The organism is Arthrobacter sp. zg.Y820 (assembly GCF_030125555.1).
Classification (GTDB): Bacteria; Actinomycetota; Actinomycetes; order Actinomycetales; family Micrococcaceae; genus Arthrobacter_B.
In genome coordinates this window covers 749,076-766,657 of sequence record NZ_JASKLX010000001.1, presented here as the reverse complement: position 1 = coordinate 766,657, position 17,582 = coordinate 749,076, and the positions used below count along the sequence as shown (strand labels likewise).

Annotated in this window: 12 protein-coding genes; 6 read left to right on the top strand and 6 right to left on the bottom strand. The window is 68.5% G+C overall.

Going from position 1 to position 17,582, the window contains the following annotated elements; translation table 11 throughout:
- Positions 1-111: 111 nt before the first annotated feature.
- Positions 112-750 carry a M48 metallopeptidase family protein gene (locus tag QNN99_RS03615; RefSeq protein WP_229965016.1) on the bottom strand — a complete coding sequence of 213 codons (639 nt, stop codon included), beginning with the start codon at positions 748-750 and terminating at the stop codon, positions 112-114.
- Positions 751-992: 242 nt separating this feature from the next.
- Between QNN99_RS03615 and QNN99_RS03610 the strand changes: the two genes are divergently transcribed.
- Entirely contained in the window at positions 993-2,063 is a 1,071-nt protein-coding gene (locus tag QNN99_RS03610; protein WP_229965015.1) for a ThiF family adenylyltransferase, read from the top strand.
- A 52-nt stretch (positions 2,064-2,115) separates the two neighbouring features.
- Here the strand turns inward: QNN99_RS03610 and QNN99_RS03605 are convergent, their stop codons facing one another.
- Positions 2,116-4,233, bottom strand: coding sequence for an ATP-dependent DNA helicase UvrD2 (locus tag QNN99_RS03605; protein ID WP_229965014.1), 2,118 nt, complete (start codon positions 4,231-4,233; stop codon positions 2,116-2,118).
- A complete protein-coding gene (gene nudC / locus QNN99_RS03600) occupies positions 4,230-5,195 on the bottom strand; it encodes an NAD(+) diphosphatase (protein ID WP_229965013.1) in 966 nt (321 codons plus the stop codon). Before nudC ends, QNN99_RS03605 begins: the two co-directional genes overlap by 4 nt.
- 141 nt (positions 5,196-5,336) lie before the next feature.
- Between nudC and QNN99_RS17410 the strand changes: the two genes are divergently transcribed.
- The 4 genes from QNN99_RS17410 (at position 5,337) to QNN99_RS03580 (ending at position 9,372) form a co-directional block, all read left to right on the top strand.
- A complete protein-coding gene (locus QNN99_RS17410; RefSeq protein WP_331461756.1) occupies positions 5,337-6,854 on the top strand; it encodes a macrolide 2'-phosphotransferase in 1,518 nt (505 codons plus the stop codon).
- Positions 6,855-7,373: 519 nt separating this feature from the next.
- Positions 7,374-7,760 (top strand): GntR family transcriptional regulator, encoded by a 387-nt coding sequence (locus QNN99_RS03590; RefSeq protein ID WP_229965012.1) that lies wholly within the window; start codon positions 7,374-7,376, stop codon positions 7,758-7,760.
- Positions 7,757-8,686, top strand: coding sequence for an ABC transporter ATP-binding protein (locus QNN99_RS03585; RefSeq protein ID WP_229965011.1), 930 nt, complete (start codon positions 7,757-7,759; stop codon positions 8,684-8,686). The genes QNN99_RS03590 and QNN99_RS03585 overlap by 4 nt, the downstream gene beginning before the upstream one ends.
- A complete protein-coding gene (locus tag QNN99_RS03580; protein WP_229965010.1) occupies positions 8,683-9,372 on the top strand; it encodes a hypothetical protein in 690 nt (229 codons plus the stop codon). Before QNN99_RS03585 ends, QNN99_RS03580 begins: the two co-directional genes overlap by 4 nt.
- A gap of 132 nt (positions 9,373-9,504) precedes the next feature.
- Here the strand turns inward: QNN99_RS03580 and QNN99_RS03575 are convergent, their stop codons facing one another.
- The 3 genes from QNN99_RS03575 to QNN99_RS03565 are packed head-to-tail and all read right to left on the bottom strand — an operon-like array spanning position 9,505 to position 16,774.
- Complete coding sequence (locus tag QNN99_RS03575) at positions 9,505-13,038, bottom strand: ATP-dependent helicase (RefSeq protein ID WP_229965009.1); 3,534 nt, start codon at positions 13,036-13,038, stop codon at positions 9,505-9,507.
- Positions 13,035-16,373: an ATP-dependent helicase gene (locus tag QNN99_RS03570; RefSeq protein WP_229965008.1), complete on the bottom strand. Its 3,339-nt coding sequence runs from the start codon at positions 16,371-16,373 to the stop codon at positions 13,035-13,037. Before QNN99_RS03570 ends, QNN99_RS03575 begins: the two co-directional genes overlap by 4 nt.
- Positions 16,370-16,774, bottom strand: a complete 405-nt coding sequence (locus QNN99_RS03565) for an MGMT family protein (RefSeq protein WP_229965007.1) — start codon at positions 16,772-16,774, stop codon at positions 16,370-16,372. Before QNN99_RS03565 ends, QNN99_RS03570 begins: the two co-directional genes overlap by 4 nt.
- 73 nt (positions 16,775-16,847) lie before the next feature.
- On the opposite strand from QNN99_RS03565, the gene QNN99_RS03560 reads away from it, so the two are divergent.
- Positions 16,848-17,531, top strand: a complete 684-nt coding sequence (locus QNN99_RS03560) for a 3'-5' exonuclease (protein ID WP_229965068.1) — start codon at positions 16,848-16,850, stop codon at positions 17,529-17,531.
- Positions 17,532-17,582 lie beyond the last annotated feature (51 nt).

Here is a 17,582-nt window from a genome sequence, read left to right as displayed (position 1 = left end):
CGCCACCCTCGGTCCCCCCGGGGGGCGCCGGCCAGGAGGGGGGGGCGCCCCCCCGCTGCGTTAAGCGGCGTCCCTGATCAGGGGTCCTTCGGCATCAGCATTTGGTCGGCGTCAGCTGGGCCCTTGGGCGTCGCCCCTAGCGTCGTCGCCAAGATCCGGCACCACGGGCTCGTCAGCGCCCTGGTCTTCCTGCATGGCCCCCTCCAGTCCCCGGGAGCTGGCGAAGGCCGCCCCCTGGAGGTAGGCCTTGGCGGTTTCCGTGTACGGGTAGGACTCCAGCAAGCGCCAGAATGCGGCTGAATGTGAAGCTTCGATCAGGTGTGCCAGCTCGTGCAGCAGCACATAGTCAACAACCCAGGCGGGCATGCCCTGCAGCTTGTCGGAAAGCCGGATGGTTCCTCGGGCCGGCGTGGCCGATCCCCAGCGTGAATTCTGGTTGGTCACCCACCGTACCGACACCGGCTGCGCCGCTCCGTTCAGGTAGCGCCGGGACAGCTCGGCAGCCCGACCGGCCAGCTCCCCCGCTTGGGCCTGCGGATTGGACGGCGGCACCGGTGCCGCGCGCTGCTCCAGCCGGGTGACCATCCGCCGGACCCATTCCGCTTCTTGGGCCTTCGTGAAGTGGCCCGGTATCGAAATCACGGCCTTTCCGTCGCGGAAGGCGGCGTTCACCGTCCGGCGGCGTTTGGCTGAGCGGCGGACTTCGATCGGAATTCCCGTACTGGTCACCGAGGGCACGGGGGAAGGCATAGGGGAAGGCAGAGCGGACGGCACGGGGGAAGGCATAGGGGAAGGCAGAGTGCCGGGCCCCGGTTCCTGACGGTGTTTCGAGCGGCGCGCGTCTCCTATAGGCATGCCTTAACCCTAGGCGAGCCGCCGGGGTGCCCCGGCCCCTGTGGATAACCTGCCAACCCGGATGGCGCGCGTGCCAAGATGGCCTCACAGGCCATCCCCGCCTGCTGCCGGACCGGCTATCCACTGCAGGAGGTCCCATGCGGATCAATCCCGGGCTTCACGTCTTGGCGCTCTCGTCTTCAGCCCGGCAGTACGGTCTGGGACCGGACGCCCTGGTCCTGCGCGGTCTGCGGGACAGCGACCTCGCCTTTCTGGCCGACCTCCGCGACGGGCTGCCCGACGGCACGGAATCGGCAGCAGCACGCAGTCATTCAGTGCCCTCTCAACGGGCCCGGGCCCTGACCCAGGCGCTGTCCGCCATCCTGCTGCCCTTCCCCGACACCGCCGGTTCCGCCGACCCTGCAGTTCCGGCACTGCGCCTGGAACGGCTGGCCGCCGACAGCACCCGGCTCTCGGCCGCGTACCGCGTGAACGGCTCAATGATCGTCCGGCGGCGATCCCGGGCTGCGGTGGAAATCAACGGGCTCGGCCGGATCGGCTCACTGCTGGCCCGGACCCTGGCCGGAGCGGGGGTGGGGACGCTGATGCTCGCCGATCCGGGCGCCGTCCTCCCCGCCGACGTCGGGCCGGGCTATCCGTTGACGGATCAGGGCATGCTGCGGGCGCAGGCAGTGAAGCGGCACATCTACCGCCTGGACCCCACGATCCAGGTCCTCACCGCCAACACCCTGAATCCCGGACCGCGGCCGGCGCACCTGGACCTGTCAGTCTGGGTGGGCACCCCGCCCATTGCCGGGCGGACTGCCGGTGTTCCGGCGATGGAACATCCGCACCTCGCGGTCACCGTCCAGGAAACCGGCGTCGACGTCGGTCCCCTGGTTGTTCCCGGGCTGACCCCGTGTCTGGAGTGCCTGGACCGGCAGCTGGCCGACGGCGACAGCACCTGGTATTCCGCGGCAGATGCCCTCGGGCGGCAGCAGATCGACGCCGCGCCGGCCGGGGAGGAAACCGCCGGGGCCGTTGCCGCCGCCGGTGCCGCCGCCGGGCAGGTGCTCGCGTTCCTGGACGGCGTGGTCCAGCCGGCCACGTGGTCCGCGGTGGTGGTGCTGCGCGCAGCCGACGGCTATCCCGGACTGAAAAGGCTGTCCTTCCATCCGGACTGCGGATGCCGTCTGCAGCAAAGGGACTCCCCCGCGCAGGCATCCTGACGGTTCTGCTGTCCGCCGCTTCGGCGGACAGCACCGGAGGGCTGACCGCCGGCTAGTTATCCGCCAGGACCCGCAGGACGGCTTCACCGTAGCGTTCCAGTTTGGAGGGACCAACACCGGGGAGGGTGGCCAGGCGGTTCAGGGACGGCGGGCGGTCCTCGGCGATAGCCACCAGCGTGGAATCAGTGAAAACGACAAAGGCCGGCACTCCGGCTTCGGAAGCTGTGGTCCGGCGCCATTCGCGCAGGGCGTCGAAGGTGCTTTCCTCATAGGTCACCGGGCATTCCCCGCAGCGTCCCACCTTGCGTTCGGCACCGGTGGTGAGCAGTGTTCCGCAGATCCGGCACTTGGCGGGGCCGCTGGCCTTGCGCCGCGACGCGGGTTTGGGAGCCACTGCCCGCTGCGCGTCGCGGGCCGTCTGCGGGCGGAGGCCGTCCAGGAACCGGGACGGCTTGCGGTTGGCGCGCCCGCCGGGCGTCCGCGCCGTGGACCAGGACAGGTGCAGGTGCTCCCGGGCGCGGGTGATGCCCACGTAGAGCAGCCGCCGTTCCTCATCCACCGCTTCGGGTGTGTCGGCAAAGGAAATCGGCATCAGGCCCTCGCTCAGGCCGACGAGGAACACTGCGTCCCACTCCAGGCCCTTGGCCGAGTGCAGCGAGGCCAGGGTGACGCCCTGCACGGTGGGGGCATGCTGGGAGGCAGCGCGCTCGTCGAGCTCGGAAACGAAATCCATGAGCGTGAAGATTGCATCGGGGTCCTGGGTGCGGCTGGCGTGCAGCTCGTCGGCCAGGGATACCAGGGCCGCCAGTGACTCCCACTTCTCCCGAACGGCGCCGCCGCCGGCGGGCGCCTCCGGGCTGTAGCCCAGGGACACCAGGATGTCCCGCACCAGCTGCGGCACCGGGTCGTTGCCCACGGCCCGGGACGCCGCGCGCAGCTGCGCGATGGCATCACGCACCTCGCGCCGGGCAAAGAACCGCTCGCCGCCGCGCAGCTGGTAGCCGATTCCGGCAGAGGTCAGGGCCTGCTCGTAGGCCTGTGACTGCCCGTTGGTGCGGAACAGGATGGCGATCTCGGCGGGCTGCACGCCCTCCTTGATCAGTGCCTTGATGCGTTCGGCCACGGAGGCGGCCTCGGCGTCGTCGTCGGCGCATTCGGTAAAGGTCGGTTCGGGGCCGGCCGGACGCTGGGCAATCAGTTCCAGCGGTTTGGGCCAGGGAGGGGCGAACCGGGAACGCTCGCCCTCGGCCGTGCGGGCGGCCAGGATCCGGTTCGCCAGGCCCACCACCTGGGGCGTGGAGCGGTAGTCCCGGACCAGCTTCACGATGGGAGCCTCCGGAAAGCGAGAGGGGAAGCCCAAAAGGTGCTTGGAGGTGGCGCCGGTGAAGGAGTAGATGGTCTGGCTGGAGTCGCCCACCACGCACAGCTCGTCGCGGCCGCCCAGCCACAGGTCCAGCAGCCGCTGCTGGAGCGGGGACACATCCTGGTACTCGTCCACCACAAAGTGCCGGTACTGGTCGCGCACCGTCGCGGCCACGCGGGCATCTTCCTGGAGGATCCCGACGGTGATCAGCAGCACGTCCTCGAAGTCGATGACGTTGCGGTCCACCTTGACGTCTTCGTAGGCCTGGAAGATGCGGGAAATCGTGATGAGGTCGAACCCGGCGGGGGCATCCCGGTCCTTGGCCGCCGACACGTAGCTCTCCGGGGTGAGCATGGATACCTTGGCCCACTCGATTTCGGCCGCGACGTCGCGGATGGCGGCGCGGTCGGTGGAGAGCCGCAGCCGGCGGGCGGCTTCGGCGATGAACTGGGCCTTGTGGCTGAGCAGGTCCGGCATCTGGCCGCCGACCGTCTGGGGCCAAAAGTACTGCAACTGCTTCAGTGCTGCGGCGTGGAAGGTCTTGGCCTGCACGCCGCCGGCGCCCAGGTCGCGCAGCCGGGTGCGCATCTCGGCGGCGGCCCGGGCGGTGAAGGTCACCGCCAGCACGCGCTGCGGCTTGTACACGCCGGTGTGCACGCCGTAGGCCATGCGGTGCGTGATGGCCCGGGTCTTGCCGGTGCCCGCGCCGGCCAGGACGCACAGCGGCCCGGTCAGGGAGGTGGCCACTTCCCGCTGTTCGTCATCGAGCCCGGCAAGAATCCGTGCTTCAGCGGAGTTCTCGCTCATGCCCGGGCCTCGGTCTGCGGTTCGGCGATCGGGCCTCCGTACCAGCGCTCGATCAGGTTCCGGGCAATGGAGATGCCGCCGGCAATCGTGATCTCACCGCTGGCCACGGCGTTCCCCAGCTCTTCCCGGGTGAACCAGCGCACGTCGGAGATTTCGACGCCGTCGGACACCGCTGCCGCGGCGTCTTCGGTCCGGGCGGTGAAGCCCAGCATCAGGGAGCACGGGAACGGCCAGGGCTGCGAGCCCAGGTACTGCGGCGAGTGGACAACCAGTCCGGATTCCTCGGCGACCTCGCGGATCACCGCGCCTTCCAGGGATTCGCCGGGCTCGACGAAACCGGCCAGCGTGGAGTAGCGGTTGCCCTTCCAGGCCGCTGCCGAACCGAGCAGCAGCCGGTCCTCGGGGTCGGTGATGGCCACGATGATGGCCGGATCGGTGCGCGGAAAGTGCTGGCTGTTGTCCTCGGTGCACCGGCGGACCCAGCCGCCCTGCTCGGGAACGGTGGGAGCGCCGCAGCGCGGGCAGTGGGTGTGGGTGGCATGCCAGTTGGAGACGGCAGCGGCTTCCACGAAGAGTGCGGTATCGAGCTCGCCGAGCAGGACGGCGACGTCGCGCAGCGAAGCCCAGCGGGCGCCGTCGTTCTCCAGCGCGGGATCCTCCCAGGCCAGCGTGACCAGAACGACGTCGGTGCCGGCCGGCTCCTGTGCGTCGGCCAGGGTGCGGCCCAAGTAGATGGGGACCTCCCCGAAGCCGCTCTCCGCGACCCGGGCAAGCACCATCTCGGTGTCGTTGATCAGTGCCTTCCCGCCAGCCATGTACATGACGCGGGTGGCGGGGTTGGCGCGGATCTGTTCGAACAGGTCCGCTGCCACGCGGCGGTCCGAACCGCGGTCCACTGCGGTGCGGGCCAGCGGCAAAATTCCAAGAGGGGGTACAACTGCTAGCGGTGCTGGGCTGCTCATGTCTCTACCGTACTGACTTGCACCCCCCAACCTGTAGTTGGAGCCCGGCTACCTGCACGGCGTGAGTTATTGCTCACGCATCCCGCGACTCGCCGCCAGCCTATGGTTATTCGTGCCACATCTACCTCTACCGTTGAACATGTGAAACGCACCCCCATGGAATTGGCCGCAATGGCCAGCGCCGCCGTCCCCGGGCTGGCCCCCACCGGCGTTGCCGGCTCCCCCGACGATGCCGCGGACTTCGACGCCGCGGTACTGGTTGACGAAGCAGGAAAGCAGTGGCGGGTTCGTTCACCCAAGCACGTTGATGCCAGCATGAGGCTGGAAAACGAACTCCTTGTGCTGCGCGCCTTCGTGCCCGCGGTCCGCGCCGAGCTTCCGTTCGCCCTCCCCCACGTGGCGGGAACCGTTCGGCAGGGTGACCTGTGCACCTTCGTCTATTCCCACCTGCCCGGGACCACCCGGGACATCGACTCCTTGGTTGCCGAAGGCGGAGCCCTGCCCACGGAAGTGGGACGCTCCATGGCCGCCATCCACAGCCTTCCGCAGAACCTGGTGAACGACGCGGACCTGCCCAGCTACTCCGCAAATGAATTCCGGCAGCGCAAGCTCAACGAGTTGGACCAGGCCGCCACCACGGGCAAGATCCCCCCGGTGCTGCTGCGGCGGTGGGAGCATGCCCTGGAGGACGTGACCCTGTGGCGGTTCAATCCCTCAGTGGTGCACGGTGACCTGCATGAGGACAACCTGCTGGTCTCCAACGGGCGCATCACTGCGGTCACCGGCTGGACGGACCTCCGCATCGGCGATCCGGCAGACGACTTCGCGTGGCTGATCGCCGCGAACGACCCCACCTTCACCGACGCGGTGCACGCGGCCTACACCGCCGCACGCCCCGAGACTCCTGACCCGCATCTGATCCGCCGTGCGGCGCTGTCCGCCGAATTCGCCCTGGCGCAGTGGCTGGTGCGCGGCGTTGCTGCGGAAAACTCGGTGATGATCTCCGAGGCCGAGGAAATGCTGGCCACGCTGGAAGCTGACATCGTGGAACAGGACGCTGTGGCAAGGGTCGAGGAAGCGGAAGCTGCGGCAGCGGCCAAGGCTGCCGCTGTTTCCGCGGAGCGGGCCGCCGCCGAAGCCGCCGCGTCCGCCGAGCAAGCCTCTGCCGCCTCAGTCCCTCTGGCTGCGGCGCTGCCTGTCCCGTCCAAGGGTCCCGCCGTCAGCCCCGGGTCAACCCGGGTCAGCGTGACGCCCATTTCACCGGACTCCGGTGCTGCGGCCGCCGTCTCTCCTGCCGTATCCCCTGCCGCCTCTCCGGAGCCGGCAGGCACGTCAGCCGTAGCCGGCGCCGAGCCGCAGGCCGACGTCGAGCCGGAGACCGGTGCCACGCCGAAGGGGGCTGCGGATCCCGTCGGCCAGAGCTCCGGCGTCGCCGTTGCCGGGGGCCCCACCGACCCCGTCTCCCGGGTTACTGTCCTGCCGGCCGGTTCCCAGCCCGCAGCGAAGCCGGGCCCCGGTCCGGTGCCCAACCCCGGTCCGCGGGCAACCGGAATGCCTGACTCGGGCAAAGCCGGTCAGCCCGGCACAGCTGGAAAAGCCGGCAAGGCCGGCAAGGCCGGCCGGAATGCCGTGTCAAAGCAGCGCGGAAAAGCCAAGTAACGCACCGGCAGACGAGCCGCCTCAGGGCTCCAGCATGCCCGGTCCGCACCGGAAAGCAGTCCACAGCGGAACGCAGTCCCGAGCGGAGCACCAGTCGGGGTGCGCACTGGTTCCCACTCTTTGTTGCCTGATGGGGCGGATGTGACCCCGCGAGGGCTCATCCGCCACTGAGACTGGGAATGCGTGCAGGAGGGCCTTTGGCCAGACGGCTCGGGCTGCCGCAGGATCCCGTCACGTTCACGGGGCGGCCGTATCGGCGGTCACGGGTCCGCCGTATCGGCGGGCACGGCAAGGCCGGCGCCCGGTACGACGGCGCGCCCGTCCGTGCCCGTCGGTTCCCCGCAAGCCCGCCCGTGTCCGCTGCGGAAACCTGCAAAAATTCTTTCGCTTTCCCCTTTTCGGCGGACACGCACCGGTTCTATGGTTAGCTACATCACCAACTAACCAATGGACCGCCATCGGCTGCCACTGCGATTCCGGCCCGTGAACCGAGGCCACCATGAACTGCAGGCCCAATCCATGAGCGCGTTTGATGACGCCCGCCCCATCTTCTGGCAGGTTGCCGAACGCGTTGAAGGGGACATCCTGGACGGTGTGCTGGCCGAAGAGAGCCAGGTGCCCTCGACCAATGAGATCGCCGCTTTCTACCGGATTAATCCGGCAACTGCTGCCAAGGGCATCAACCTGCTGGTTGACGAAGGCCTGCTGTACAAGCGGCGCGGCATCGGGATGTTCGTGGCCCCGGGAGCCCGCACTGTCGTGCTCGACAAGCGCCGTGAACAGTTCTACCGGCAGTATGTCCAACCCGTCGCCGACGAAGCACGAAAACTGGGAATCGGCGTCGCGGAACTCACCGAACACATTCACCGCAGTGCCGTCGAACACGAAGGGACCCCGGCACCATGAACGTCATAGAGACCCGCGGCCTCACCCGCCGCTACCGGGACCAGCTGGCCCTGGACGACGTGACCCTGAATCTTCAGGCCAACCGGATTTACGGCCTTCTGGGCCGTAACGGCGCAGGCAAGACCACGCTGATGTCCATCCTCACCGCACAGGCATTCGCCAGCTCCGGAGACGTGCGGGTCTTCGGCTCCGACCCGTTCGAAAACGAGCAGGTCCTGTCACGGCTCTGCTTCGTCCGGGAATCGCAGAAGTATCCGGACGACTTCACGATCCGCAACGCGTTGGACGCGGCGGCACTGTTCTTTCCCCACTGGGACAAAGACCTGGCACAGACTCTGCTGGAGGACTTCCAACTGCCCAGTCCGCGCAAACAGCGGATTAAGAAACTCTCCCGCGGCCAGCTCTCAGCGGTCGGAGTGATCATCGGCCTGGCCTCCCGGGCCGAGCTGACCTTTTTTGACGAACCGTACCTGGGCCTGGATGCCGTGGCGCGGCAATTGTTTTACGACCGGCTGCTGACAGATTTCGCCGACCATCCCCGGACCGTCATTCTGTCCTCACACCTGATTGATGAAGTGGCAAACCTGCTGGAACACGTCATCGTCATCGATCACGGACGCATCGTCATGGACGACGAGGTGGAGGCCGTCACCGGCTCTGCCTTCGCCGTCGCCGGCCAGGCCGCGGCGGTGGAACAGTTTGTGGACAACAGGACGGTGCTTCACCGGGACGGATTGGGCGCCCTGTCCTCGGCCACGGTCGATGCCCCGTTGTCCGACGACGACCGCGAGCGTGCCCGGGAGCTGGGCCTGGAACTGGCACCGGTGTCCCTGCAGCAATTGATTATCCGGCGGACCCTGAAGGCCAACGAAGCCTACGGGCCACCGTCCGAGCAGAATGACAAGAATCTGGAGGTACTGCAATGAACCGGGCCCTAGCAGTGGCGCGCATGCAGCTGCTCAACAAATGGATCTACCTCGGCGTCCCCGCCATCATTCTGGTTGTGTCCACGTTGGTCGCGTTGGCCATCCTGGCGCTCATCCCGGACACCGGATCATCTCGGATGTCCTTCTCCGGACAGGCGGTCATGTGGTATTTCCTCAGCATCGGGGTGCAGGCACTAATACTGACCTTCCCGTTCTCGCAGGCCATGAGCGTCAGCCGACGCTCCTTCTACCTGGGAACCCTTGGCCTCTTTGCGGTGATGGCGCTTGGACTGGGTGTGCTCTACTGGCTGCTCGGCCTGGTGGAGGAAGCCACCGGCGGTTGGGGCATTAACGCCCATGTCTTCGCCCTGCCGTGGATTGCAGAATCCGCCTGGCACACGCAGATCCTGCTGTACTTTGCGCTGTCGACCCTCCTGTTCATGTTCGGTTTCTGGTTCGCCACCGTCTATAAGCGCTGGCGCATGACGGGCCTGATGGCGGCGGTCATCGGCCTCGCCCTGGTCCTGCTGGGGGCCGTCGCAGCGGCGACCTGGACCCAATCCTGGGCAGAGGTGGGAGCCTGGTTCGTCCGGCTCACGCCGCTCGCACTGACCGGCTGGCTCCTTCTCGGGGGCGTGGTCCTGGCCGCCGGGTCCTACGGCACCCTGCGCCGGGCCATCCCCTAGCACCGGTCGACCTAAGCCCGCCGGACTTGGGAAAGGTGCCGCCGGAAAGGTGCTGCCGGAAAGGTGCCGCCGCCCCGCAAGGGGACGGCGGCACCGTTCTGTCCAGGGCTCATCCGGGCTCGTCTGAGCCTTCTACCTCGTCTGAGCCTTCTGCGAGGAAGAGTTGGCCGCCCGGATGATCTCTTCGAGGTCCTCCTCGCCGAGGAGATTGAACGGACGGATCAGTTTGTCCGACGCCACGTAGTAGAACGCGGCGTTGACCTTCTCCAACGGCACCTGCTTCAGCCGCGCCCAGGCCAGCCGGTATACCGCCAGCTGCACCGCTCGGACCGCCAGCTTGTCCTTGGAGGGCGGTGCGCCCGTCTTCCAGTCGATCAGGTCCCAGGTGCCGTCGGCGTCCTGGAAGACGGCGTCGATGCGGCCGCGCACCACCACCGCGTCCACCCGGGTTTCCACTGGCACCTCGATGAAGGCCGGAGTGCGCTGGGCCCACGGCGAAGACTCGAATGTGGCGATCATGTCTTCCAGCTGGTAGGCCTCGTCCACGTAGGCATCGGCTGCCCCGGGGTGCTCGTCGATGTCCAGCATGCCGCTGGAACCGAAGAATTCCTCCACCCAGGCATGGAAGGCGGTGCCCTTGCGCGCCGCCATTCCCGGTTCCCGCGGCACGGGGCGCCGCAGCTGCCGGGTGACCTCGTCAGGGTCGTCCTTCAGGTCCACCAGCAGCGAGGCAGAGATGTGCGCGGGCAATTCAACCTCCACCACCTCGTTCGGCGGCCGGTGCCGGGCCAGGACAAGCTCCACTTCACGCGCCCACCGGGTGGGTTCAAACACGCTCGGGGAGGACTCATGGACCTCTTCCTCCGGCAGTCCCTCCCCGGCCAGGATGTCGATCTCCGACTGGCCGACCCGCCCGGCCTGGCGCGCCGCCGCGTCCATCACCGCTGCCGCTGCAGCCTGCATCCGTGCGCGCCGGTTCCCCAAGGGGTCAATCGGCCATTTCTGCCGCTGCACATCGGCGTTGGCCGGGTTGGAATCGCCTTCCTCGCCGGGCTGGACCCAGGAGAGGAGGGTGAAGCCCGGGGCGCCGGCCGCACCGAGCTCGTAAAGATCCTGGAGATAACGCGAGACTGCCGTCGGCTTCGACCGCCCGCCGCCCCAGACACTGGACGTGCAGATCAGCACGAACTTGGCGCGGGTAAAGGCCACATAGGCAAGGCGGCGTTCCTCGCGCTCCGCATGCCCGCGCGCGTCCTCTCTGAAGAGCTTTTCGCTGTCCACCCAGCCCTTCTGGTCCTCCTGCTCCCAATCCCACTGCGGCAGGTCGGGTGCGTCTCCGCGCAGCGGCCAGGGAATGGACCCCTCGCCGCTGCTCCAGCGTGAATCCCGGTCATTGGGGAATTGCCCCTCGTTCAGGCCGGGCACCACCACGACGTCCCATTCCAGCCCCTTGGAGGCGTGGACGGTCAGCAGCTGAACAGCTTCCCGGCTGGCCTCCAGCTGCGTGACGGGCAGTCCGTTTTCCTCGTCGTTGGCCGCCTCCAGCCAGGCCAGGAAGGCCGTGAGGTCCACGCGTTCGGAAGATGAGCTGAAGGTTGCGGCGGCATCGATGAAGGCATCGAGGTTGCGGCGGGACTCGTGGATGGAGACGCCGGGTTTCGCGGCCACCTCGATGTCCAGCAGGATGCGCCGCTCGACTTCGCCGATGAGCGTTGTGAGGTCCTCCCCCACGTAGCTGCGCAGGTCCCGCAGCTCGTCACGCAACAGCTTCAGCCGACGCAGTCCTTCCGCCGAAAGCGACCGCCCGGCGCTGGAGACCCACTCCGGACGCGGCAGCGAGTCGACGGCTTCGACCAGCGACCCGGCCTCGGCCATGTCCGCCTCCACAACGGTGTCGGCACCGTCCGGCTGCTCGTCCGGCCGGTGAACGTCCGCGGCGTCGGCGACGGACATCGCGTGCTCGCGGACCCGGACCAGGTGCCGGGACCAGTCCGCCAGCGCCATCAGGTCCGCCGGACCAATCCGCCAGCGTGCCCCGGCCAGAATCCGCAGCATGGAGTCGGACCGGCCCGGGTCGCCGAGCACCCGGAGCACCGCCAGCACATCCACCACTTCCGGGGTGGACAGCAGCCCGCCCAGCCCGACAATCTGCACCGGGATGCCCCGCGCTTCCAGCGCTTCCCGGATGGGACCGAACTGTTTGCGGCCGCGGCACAGGACCGCCACAGTGGGATGCAGCGGCTGGCCGGCGTCGTCCTTTTCAAACCAGCGGTTCCGATGCGCCAGCACCTGGTCGGCGACGGCGTCGGCCTCGCCGAGGATGGCTTCGGCCTCGTCCGCGGCGGGAACTGAAACGTCAGCGAGGTAGCGCCCGAGGTAGACCTCTCCCACCGGCGCTTTGGGCTTTGCCTGCAGCTCGGGAACATGCGGCAGGCGCTGCTTGGACAGCCAGGGGGCAACGGTGTTCAAGGGCGCTGACACGGCGTTGGCCGTGGCCAGGATGGCCGTGGAGTTGCGCCAGGCGACGGAGAGGTTGGCGACGGGCGCCAAGGCGCGTGAGCCGTCCGGGAGGAACAGCGGAAATTGGTCCCGGAAGGTGCCCAGCTGGCCGGCCGAGGCGCCGCGGAAGCCGTAGATCGACTGGTGCGGGTCACCGACCGCGGTCACGGCGCGGCCGTCTCCGAACAGCTGGGAGAAGAGCACCATCTGGGCGTGCGAGGTGTCCTGGAACTCGTCCAGCAGCACCACCTTGTACTTGGCCCGCTCCATCTCCACCGCCTCGGGGATGGTGGCGGCGATCGTGGCTGCCATTTCCACCAGGTCGCCGAAGTCCAGCTGCCGGCGTTCGAACTTTGCGCGCCGGTACGCTTCAACCAGCTCGGTGACGGAAATCCGGGTGCGCAGCCGGTCCATGAGTTTCTGCACGGCGGCGGTGGCTGCCTTGGGCTTGCCCGCCAGGTACGGCAGCCGGCTGACGGCCTCGAGGTGAGCGGTCAGGTGTTCGCGGACTTCCGCGGGGCTCGTGAGGTGTTCTGCGCATTCCCCGGCCATTTGCAGGACCCCGTTGACCAGGGTCGACTTCGCTGCGGTGAAGTGCTCAAAGTCGCCCGCATACGCCTCAACCACTTCTGTGGCGAGCTGCCAGGACTGCGCGCCGCCCAGCATGACGGAATCGCGCTCCACGCCCAGGCGCAGCCCGTAATCGTTGACGATGCCGTTGGCGTAGGAGTGGTACGTGGAAACGGCGGGATCCAGCCGGGCATCCTCAGCCTCGTCGGTTTCGAGTCCCGGCGGGATGAGGCCGGGATCCGCGGTGCCGCTGGCCAGGACCCGGTACAGCAGGTCAAGGCGCTGCCGAATCCGGCTGTCGAGTTCCCCGGCAGCCTTGCGGGTAAAGGTCACGCCGAGGATCTGTTCCGGGCGCACCAGTTGGTTGGCCACCAGCCACACCACCCGGTCAGCCATGGTTTTGGTTTTGCCGGAACCGGCGCCGGCGATGACCAGCAGCGGCTCCAGGGGCGCCTCGATGATGCCAATCTGATCAGGCGTCGGATACTGCACGGGATTCGCCGGGTCGGTGTGCAGCATTTCGGCCAGCTCCCGGGCAGAGTAGCGCGGAGCCGGGGGAATCTCGGGCGGAAGCGTCTCGGTCAGGGAGGCACTCATTCGGTGACCTGCTTTCCTTCGGGGCACAGCGGGCAGATTTCGGGCAGCCGGCAGCCGTGGCCGCCGAAGCTGCCCCGGGTGGGATCGTGCACCGTCTCGAATGTGGAGTCGGACATCAGCGCCGCGGCTTCGCGGACCATGTCCCGGGCGCGGGTGTCTTCCGGATCCAGCGGCGGCTGCTGCTGCACGGCCACCGATTTGCTGGTGGTGCCCAGCTGGACCAGGGCGGCGCCTCCGGGCCGGGACGGCTCCGGAGCGCTGGAGTCGGCGTTTCCGGGCGCCGGCATTTCGCGGTTCACCGCCCCCTCCCGGACGGCTTCCTGGTAGGCGGCCAGTTGTGGATGGTTTTCCAGGTCGGCCCCCTTGGGAGCGGACTTGCCGGTCTTGAGGTCAACGATGAACAGCCGACCCTCGCCGTCGATCTCCAGCCGGTCGATCTGCCCGCGCAGCAGGGCGGTCCGTTCCTGCCCGCGGATCTCGACCGGCACCTCGGCGGCGAAGTCCCGCTCCACATCCACCAGGGACCGCCCTTCCTGGCGCATGCTGATGACATACGCGGCGAGCTTGCGCACCATGGTCTCGGCCCGCCGGAAATCCAGCTTGCCTTCCCAGTTGTCCTTCATCCCCAGGGTGGGCCAGCGCCGCTGGAGTTCCTGGACGTATTCGCTGCCTGAAGCGTCAGGCAGGTCCTGGGCGATCTGATGCACCAAGGTGCCCAGCGACCGGGCGAAGTCGGTGGCCTGTTCACCGCCCGCGGCGGACACGAACCAGCTCAACGGCGACTTCAGCACGGCGTCGACCTTGGACGGCGACACCGGAATGGAGGTTTCCTCGGGGATGACGGGAGCGTCGGTGGACAGGTCGCAGAGGCCCCACCACTCGGACGGCGCGGCGCCGGGCACCCGGACCGGGTGGTTGAGCATGGTGCCCAGATGATGCACCGCCTCGCCGGCCAGCTCCGGCTTGTCCTCGGCCTGCTGGGTGTAGGCACGCAGTTCCGCCACGAGGGAGCGCAGCGTCAGCGGACGCAGGACCTCGGTGCGGTCCCGTTTCACCGCTTGGGGCGGGAGCGGTTCCACCAAATCCAGGAACGCCGACGGCTGCTCGTCGTCGGAGGACACAGCCGTGCAGATCAGCAGCTCGCGGGCACGTGAGACGGCGGTGGAGAAGCTGCGAAGTTCATCGTGCCGGATGGCGTGCATCAACGTTTGCGGGCTGCGGTGCTTGGCGAAGCCGTCGCCGTGCTCGATCGCGGCCACGAGGTCCCCGCTGCCCAGCAGCTCACCGCGCAGGCGCAGGTTGGGCCAGACGCCGTCCTGCACTCCGGCAACAATCACCATCGGCCATTCCCGGCCGGCCGCACTGGCGGGAGTGAGCAGTTCCACGGCATCCCGGCGCTGGGCACGTGCGGCGAGGGTGTCCATGGGCAGCTCGGAACTGGTGAGGTACTCCAGGAACTGCGCGGGCGTGGAACCGGGCAGCTGGTCCACATAGCGTTCAGCGGTCTGGAACAGGGCCATGATCGCATCCAGGTCCCGGTCGGCGCGGGCACCGGCGGGGCCGCCGGAGAGCGCGGTGTCCGCCCACTTCTTGGACCACCCGGAGGCGGACCAGAGGGCCCACAGAACGGTTTCAGCGGTGGCTCCGGGCTGTTCCGCGGCGGTGCGTCCGGCCCGCAGCATGGCTGCAGTGCGCTGCGCCGAGCGTGCTTCCCAGGACAGCCCGGCGAGCGCCAGACCACTGGGCGAGAGCGGATCGAGCAGCGCCTCGACAAGCAGGGCGTCGCTGGTGCGTCCGCCTCCCCCGCGCATTTCCTCCCGGCGCAGCGACTGGCGCAGGCGGCGCAGTTCGATCGAGCTCGCGCCGCCGATCCGCGAGGTGAGCAGCGAGACCGCGGTCTCGGGCGTCAGCAGGTCCGGATCCAGGACGATGGCGAAGGCTTCCAGCAGCGGCCGAACTGCTGCTTCATCCCGCACCGCTTTTTCCGCAACGGGAACCTTCACATCAATGCCCTGCCCGCTGAGGTAGCGCTGGATGCGGGCCAGCTGGCCGCCGGTGCGCACGATCACGGCGATGTCTTCCAGGCTCCGTCCGTCCAGGAGCTGGGCCTCAAGGATGCGCTGGGCAATGTAGCGCAGTTCATGCATGGAGGAATCGACAACGTGCGCCTCGGCACGGCCGGCAGGCACAGTTCCCTCCGCGGCTGTCCCTTCGCCGCTGGTATTCTCGCCGCTAGGATCTTCGCCGCGGGGATCCTCGCCGTCCGTCCCCTGCTCTGCAGCGGCAGGCAGGACCGCCGCCCGGTAACGGGGAAGCTGCCCGACCACGGAGATCCGGGAAGCGGTCCGCAGCCACGCGGAAGCAACCGATCCGGTGAGCCGGTGCGGTCCGGACAGGACGAAGGTCTGCAGGCCTTCCCCCAGCGAGTCGCCGAGCTTGCCCAGCAGATCCGGCCGGGCGCCGCGGAAACCCTGGACCACGGTGTCCGGGCAGGCAGTCACCAGTGTGTCCCGGCCACCTGCCAGCAGTCCCAGCAGGGCGTGGATGGCAGGGTTGGCCTCCTGCAGGTCATCGACGAGGATCAGCTGCTGGCGGGCCTGTTCCGCCGCCAGGAACTCGGGGTCCGATTCCAGGATCTGCAGCGCCGTGGTGATGATGCCGGAGGGGTCGAAGGCCTCCGGCATGCGGATGTCCAGGACGTCTCGGTACTCCGCGTAGAGCGCCCCGGCGGCAACCCAGTCCGGGCGGCGGTGCCGCCGCCCCAGGTCGGCCACTTCTTCGGCGGAGATGCCGTATTCGATGATGCGGTCGAAAAGCTGCCTGATCTCCTGCCGGAACCCCCGGGTGGGAAGCGCGAGATCAAGGGAATCGGGCCAGGGCAGGGCGGGCACGCCCTGCTGGCCGTGTCCTTCCAGGAGCTCCTTGATGATGACGTCCTGCTCGGCGCCGGAGAGCAGCTTCGGTGCGCGGGTGATGTACGGCAGCCGTCCTTCGGCCTTGGCCCGCCGGATCAGGTCGAAGGCGTATGAGGCCCAGGTGCGTGCCGGCGAGGTGCTGAGTGTGCCCTGCAACCTGGCGGAGAGCGAATCGCGCAGGGCTGCCGCTGCCAGGCGGGTGGGCGCAAGCAGCAGCAGGCCGGCCGGATCCAGGCCGCGGCTGATCCGCGCGGCTGCCGCCTCCACCAGGACCGTGGATTTGCCGGTGCCGGGAGCACCCAGGACCAGGACCGGGCCGCTGCCGGCGGGCAGGTCGACAATGGCCTGCTGGTCCGGGCTCAGCTGCGGTGCTTTGGCGGTTCCGGCCGACGGCCCAACCAGTTGCAGTTTTACGCTCATGCCTCTACTTCATCACGTCCCGCTGACATTCCCGTTCCGTGCCCGGCGAGCCCGGTCCGGACGCCCTCGATCACTGTCCAGTCCTTTTCCGTGGGGAACCACCGTGCCGCTGCGATCCGCACGCGGTAGCCCCCGCCGTCGTCGTCGGGCGTCCCCGACAGCGGTGTGCCCTCGCTGCGGTACTGTTCCAGGGCCCGGAGTTCGTGAGAGCGCGGCGGCCCGCCGCCCGCGCGGATCACCCGCCACCAGGGCAGGCCGGATCCGTTGCGGGACAGGACGGCGCCCACCTGCCGGGGACCGCCTGAGTCCAGGATCTCAGCAACATCCCCGTACGAGAGGACCCGCCCTGCCGGGATCAGCGCAGTGACGGAACGGACCGCCTCGACATACTCATTCCGCATGTCCACCAGCCTAGTCCGCACGGCGCGGACCCCTGAATCTTCGAATGTCGGTGCCCGCCGGTACGTTTATTTCATGAACAGCTGGCATGAACTCCCCCACGCGGCCTTTGATCTTGAGACCACCGGCCGCGATCCGCACACCGCACGCATCGTCACCGCCTCCATCATTCTCGTCAATGGACAGGGGGAGATTCTGCAGCACCACGAGTGGCTCGCCGCAGTCGAGGAGGACATCCCCGCCGAAGCCGCCGCCATCCACGGCGTCAGCACCGAGCGTGCCCGGGCCGAAGGCCGCCCCGCGCCTGAGGTGACCGCTGAAATCGCCGGCGTGCTCGGAGGCATGTTTGCCGCCGGCATCCCGGTCCTGGCCTTCAACGCCTGCTACGACTTCACCGTCCTGAACCGGGAATGCGAACGCTTCAACCTGACCGCGCCGGCACCCGCTCCGGTGATCGACCCCTACATCCTGGACAAGCAGGTGGACCGGTACCGCCGCGGCAAGCGCACTCTCACCGCCCTGACCGAGCACTACGGTGTCGGGTTCGAGAACGCCCACACCTCTGCGGCGGATGTCATGGCCACGCTGGGCGTTGCCCGCGCCATGGCCGGACGCTATCCCGCGCTGCACGGCGACGCCGGAGCGCTGCACCAGGCGCAGATCGGCTGGGCCGGCGCACAGGCCGCCAGCTTCCAGGACTATCTGAGGCGCAAGGACCCGGCAGCCGTGGTGGACGGCTCCTGGCCCGCCCGCGCCTGACTTCCGCGCCCGGGCAGGACGGGTCATCCACGCAGCCGGAAGGCAATACCG

Coding starts and splice junctions, on each gene's coding strand:
- QNN99_RS03590 (WP_229965012.1), top strand. CDS start 7,374: ATGAGCGCGTTTGATGACGCCCGCCCCATCTTCTGGCAGGTTGCCGAA.
- QNN99_RS03560 (WP_229965068.1), top strand. CDS start 16,848: ATGAACAGCTGGCATGAACTCCCCCACGCGGCCTTTGATCTTGAGACC.
- QNN99_RS03575 (WP_229965009.1), bottom strand. CDS start 13,038: ATGAGTGCCTCCCTGACCGAGACGCTTCCGCCCGAGATTCCCCCGGCT.
- QNN99_RS03605 (WP_229965014.1), bottom strand. CDS start 4,233: ATGAGCGAGAACTCCGCTGAAGCACGGATTCTTGCCGGGCTCGATGAC.
- QNN99_RS03585 (WP_229965011.1), top strand. CDS start 7,757: ATGAACGTCATAGAGACCCGCGGCCTCACCCGCCGCTACCGGGACCAG.
- QNN99_RS03615 (WP_229965016.1), bottom strand. CDS start 750: ATGCCTTCCCCCGTGCCCTCGGTGACCAGTACGGGAATTCCGATCGAA.
- QNN99_RS03610 (WP_229965015.1), top strand. CDS start 993: ATGCGGATCAATCCCGGGCTTCACGTCTTGGCGCTCTCGTCTTCAGCC.
- QNN99_RS03580 (WP_229965010.1), top strand. CDS start 8,683: ATGAACCGGGCCCTAGCAGTGGCGCGCATGCAGCTGCTCAACAAATGG.
- QNN99_RS03565 (WP_229965007.1), bottom strand. CDS start 16,774: ATGCGGAATGAGTATGTCGAGGCGGTCCGTTCCGTCACTGCGCTGATC.
- QNN99_RS03570 (WP_229965008.1), bottom strand. CDS start 16,373: ATGAGCGTAAAACTGCAACTGGTTGGGCCGTCGGCCGGAACCGCCAAA.
- nudC (WP_229965013.1), bottom strand. CDS start 5,195: ATGAGCAGCCCAGCACCGCTAGCAGTTGTACCCCCTCTTGGAATTTTG.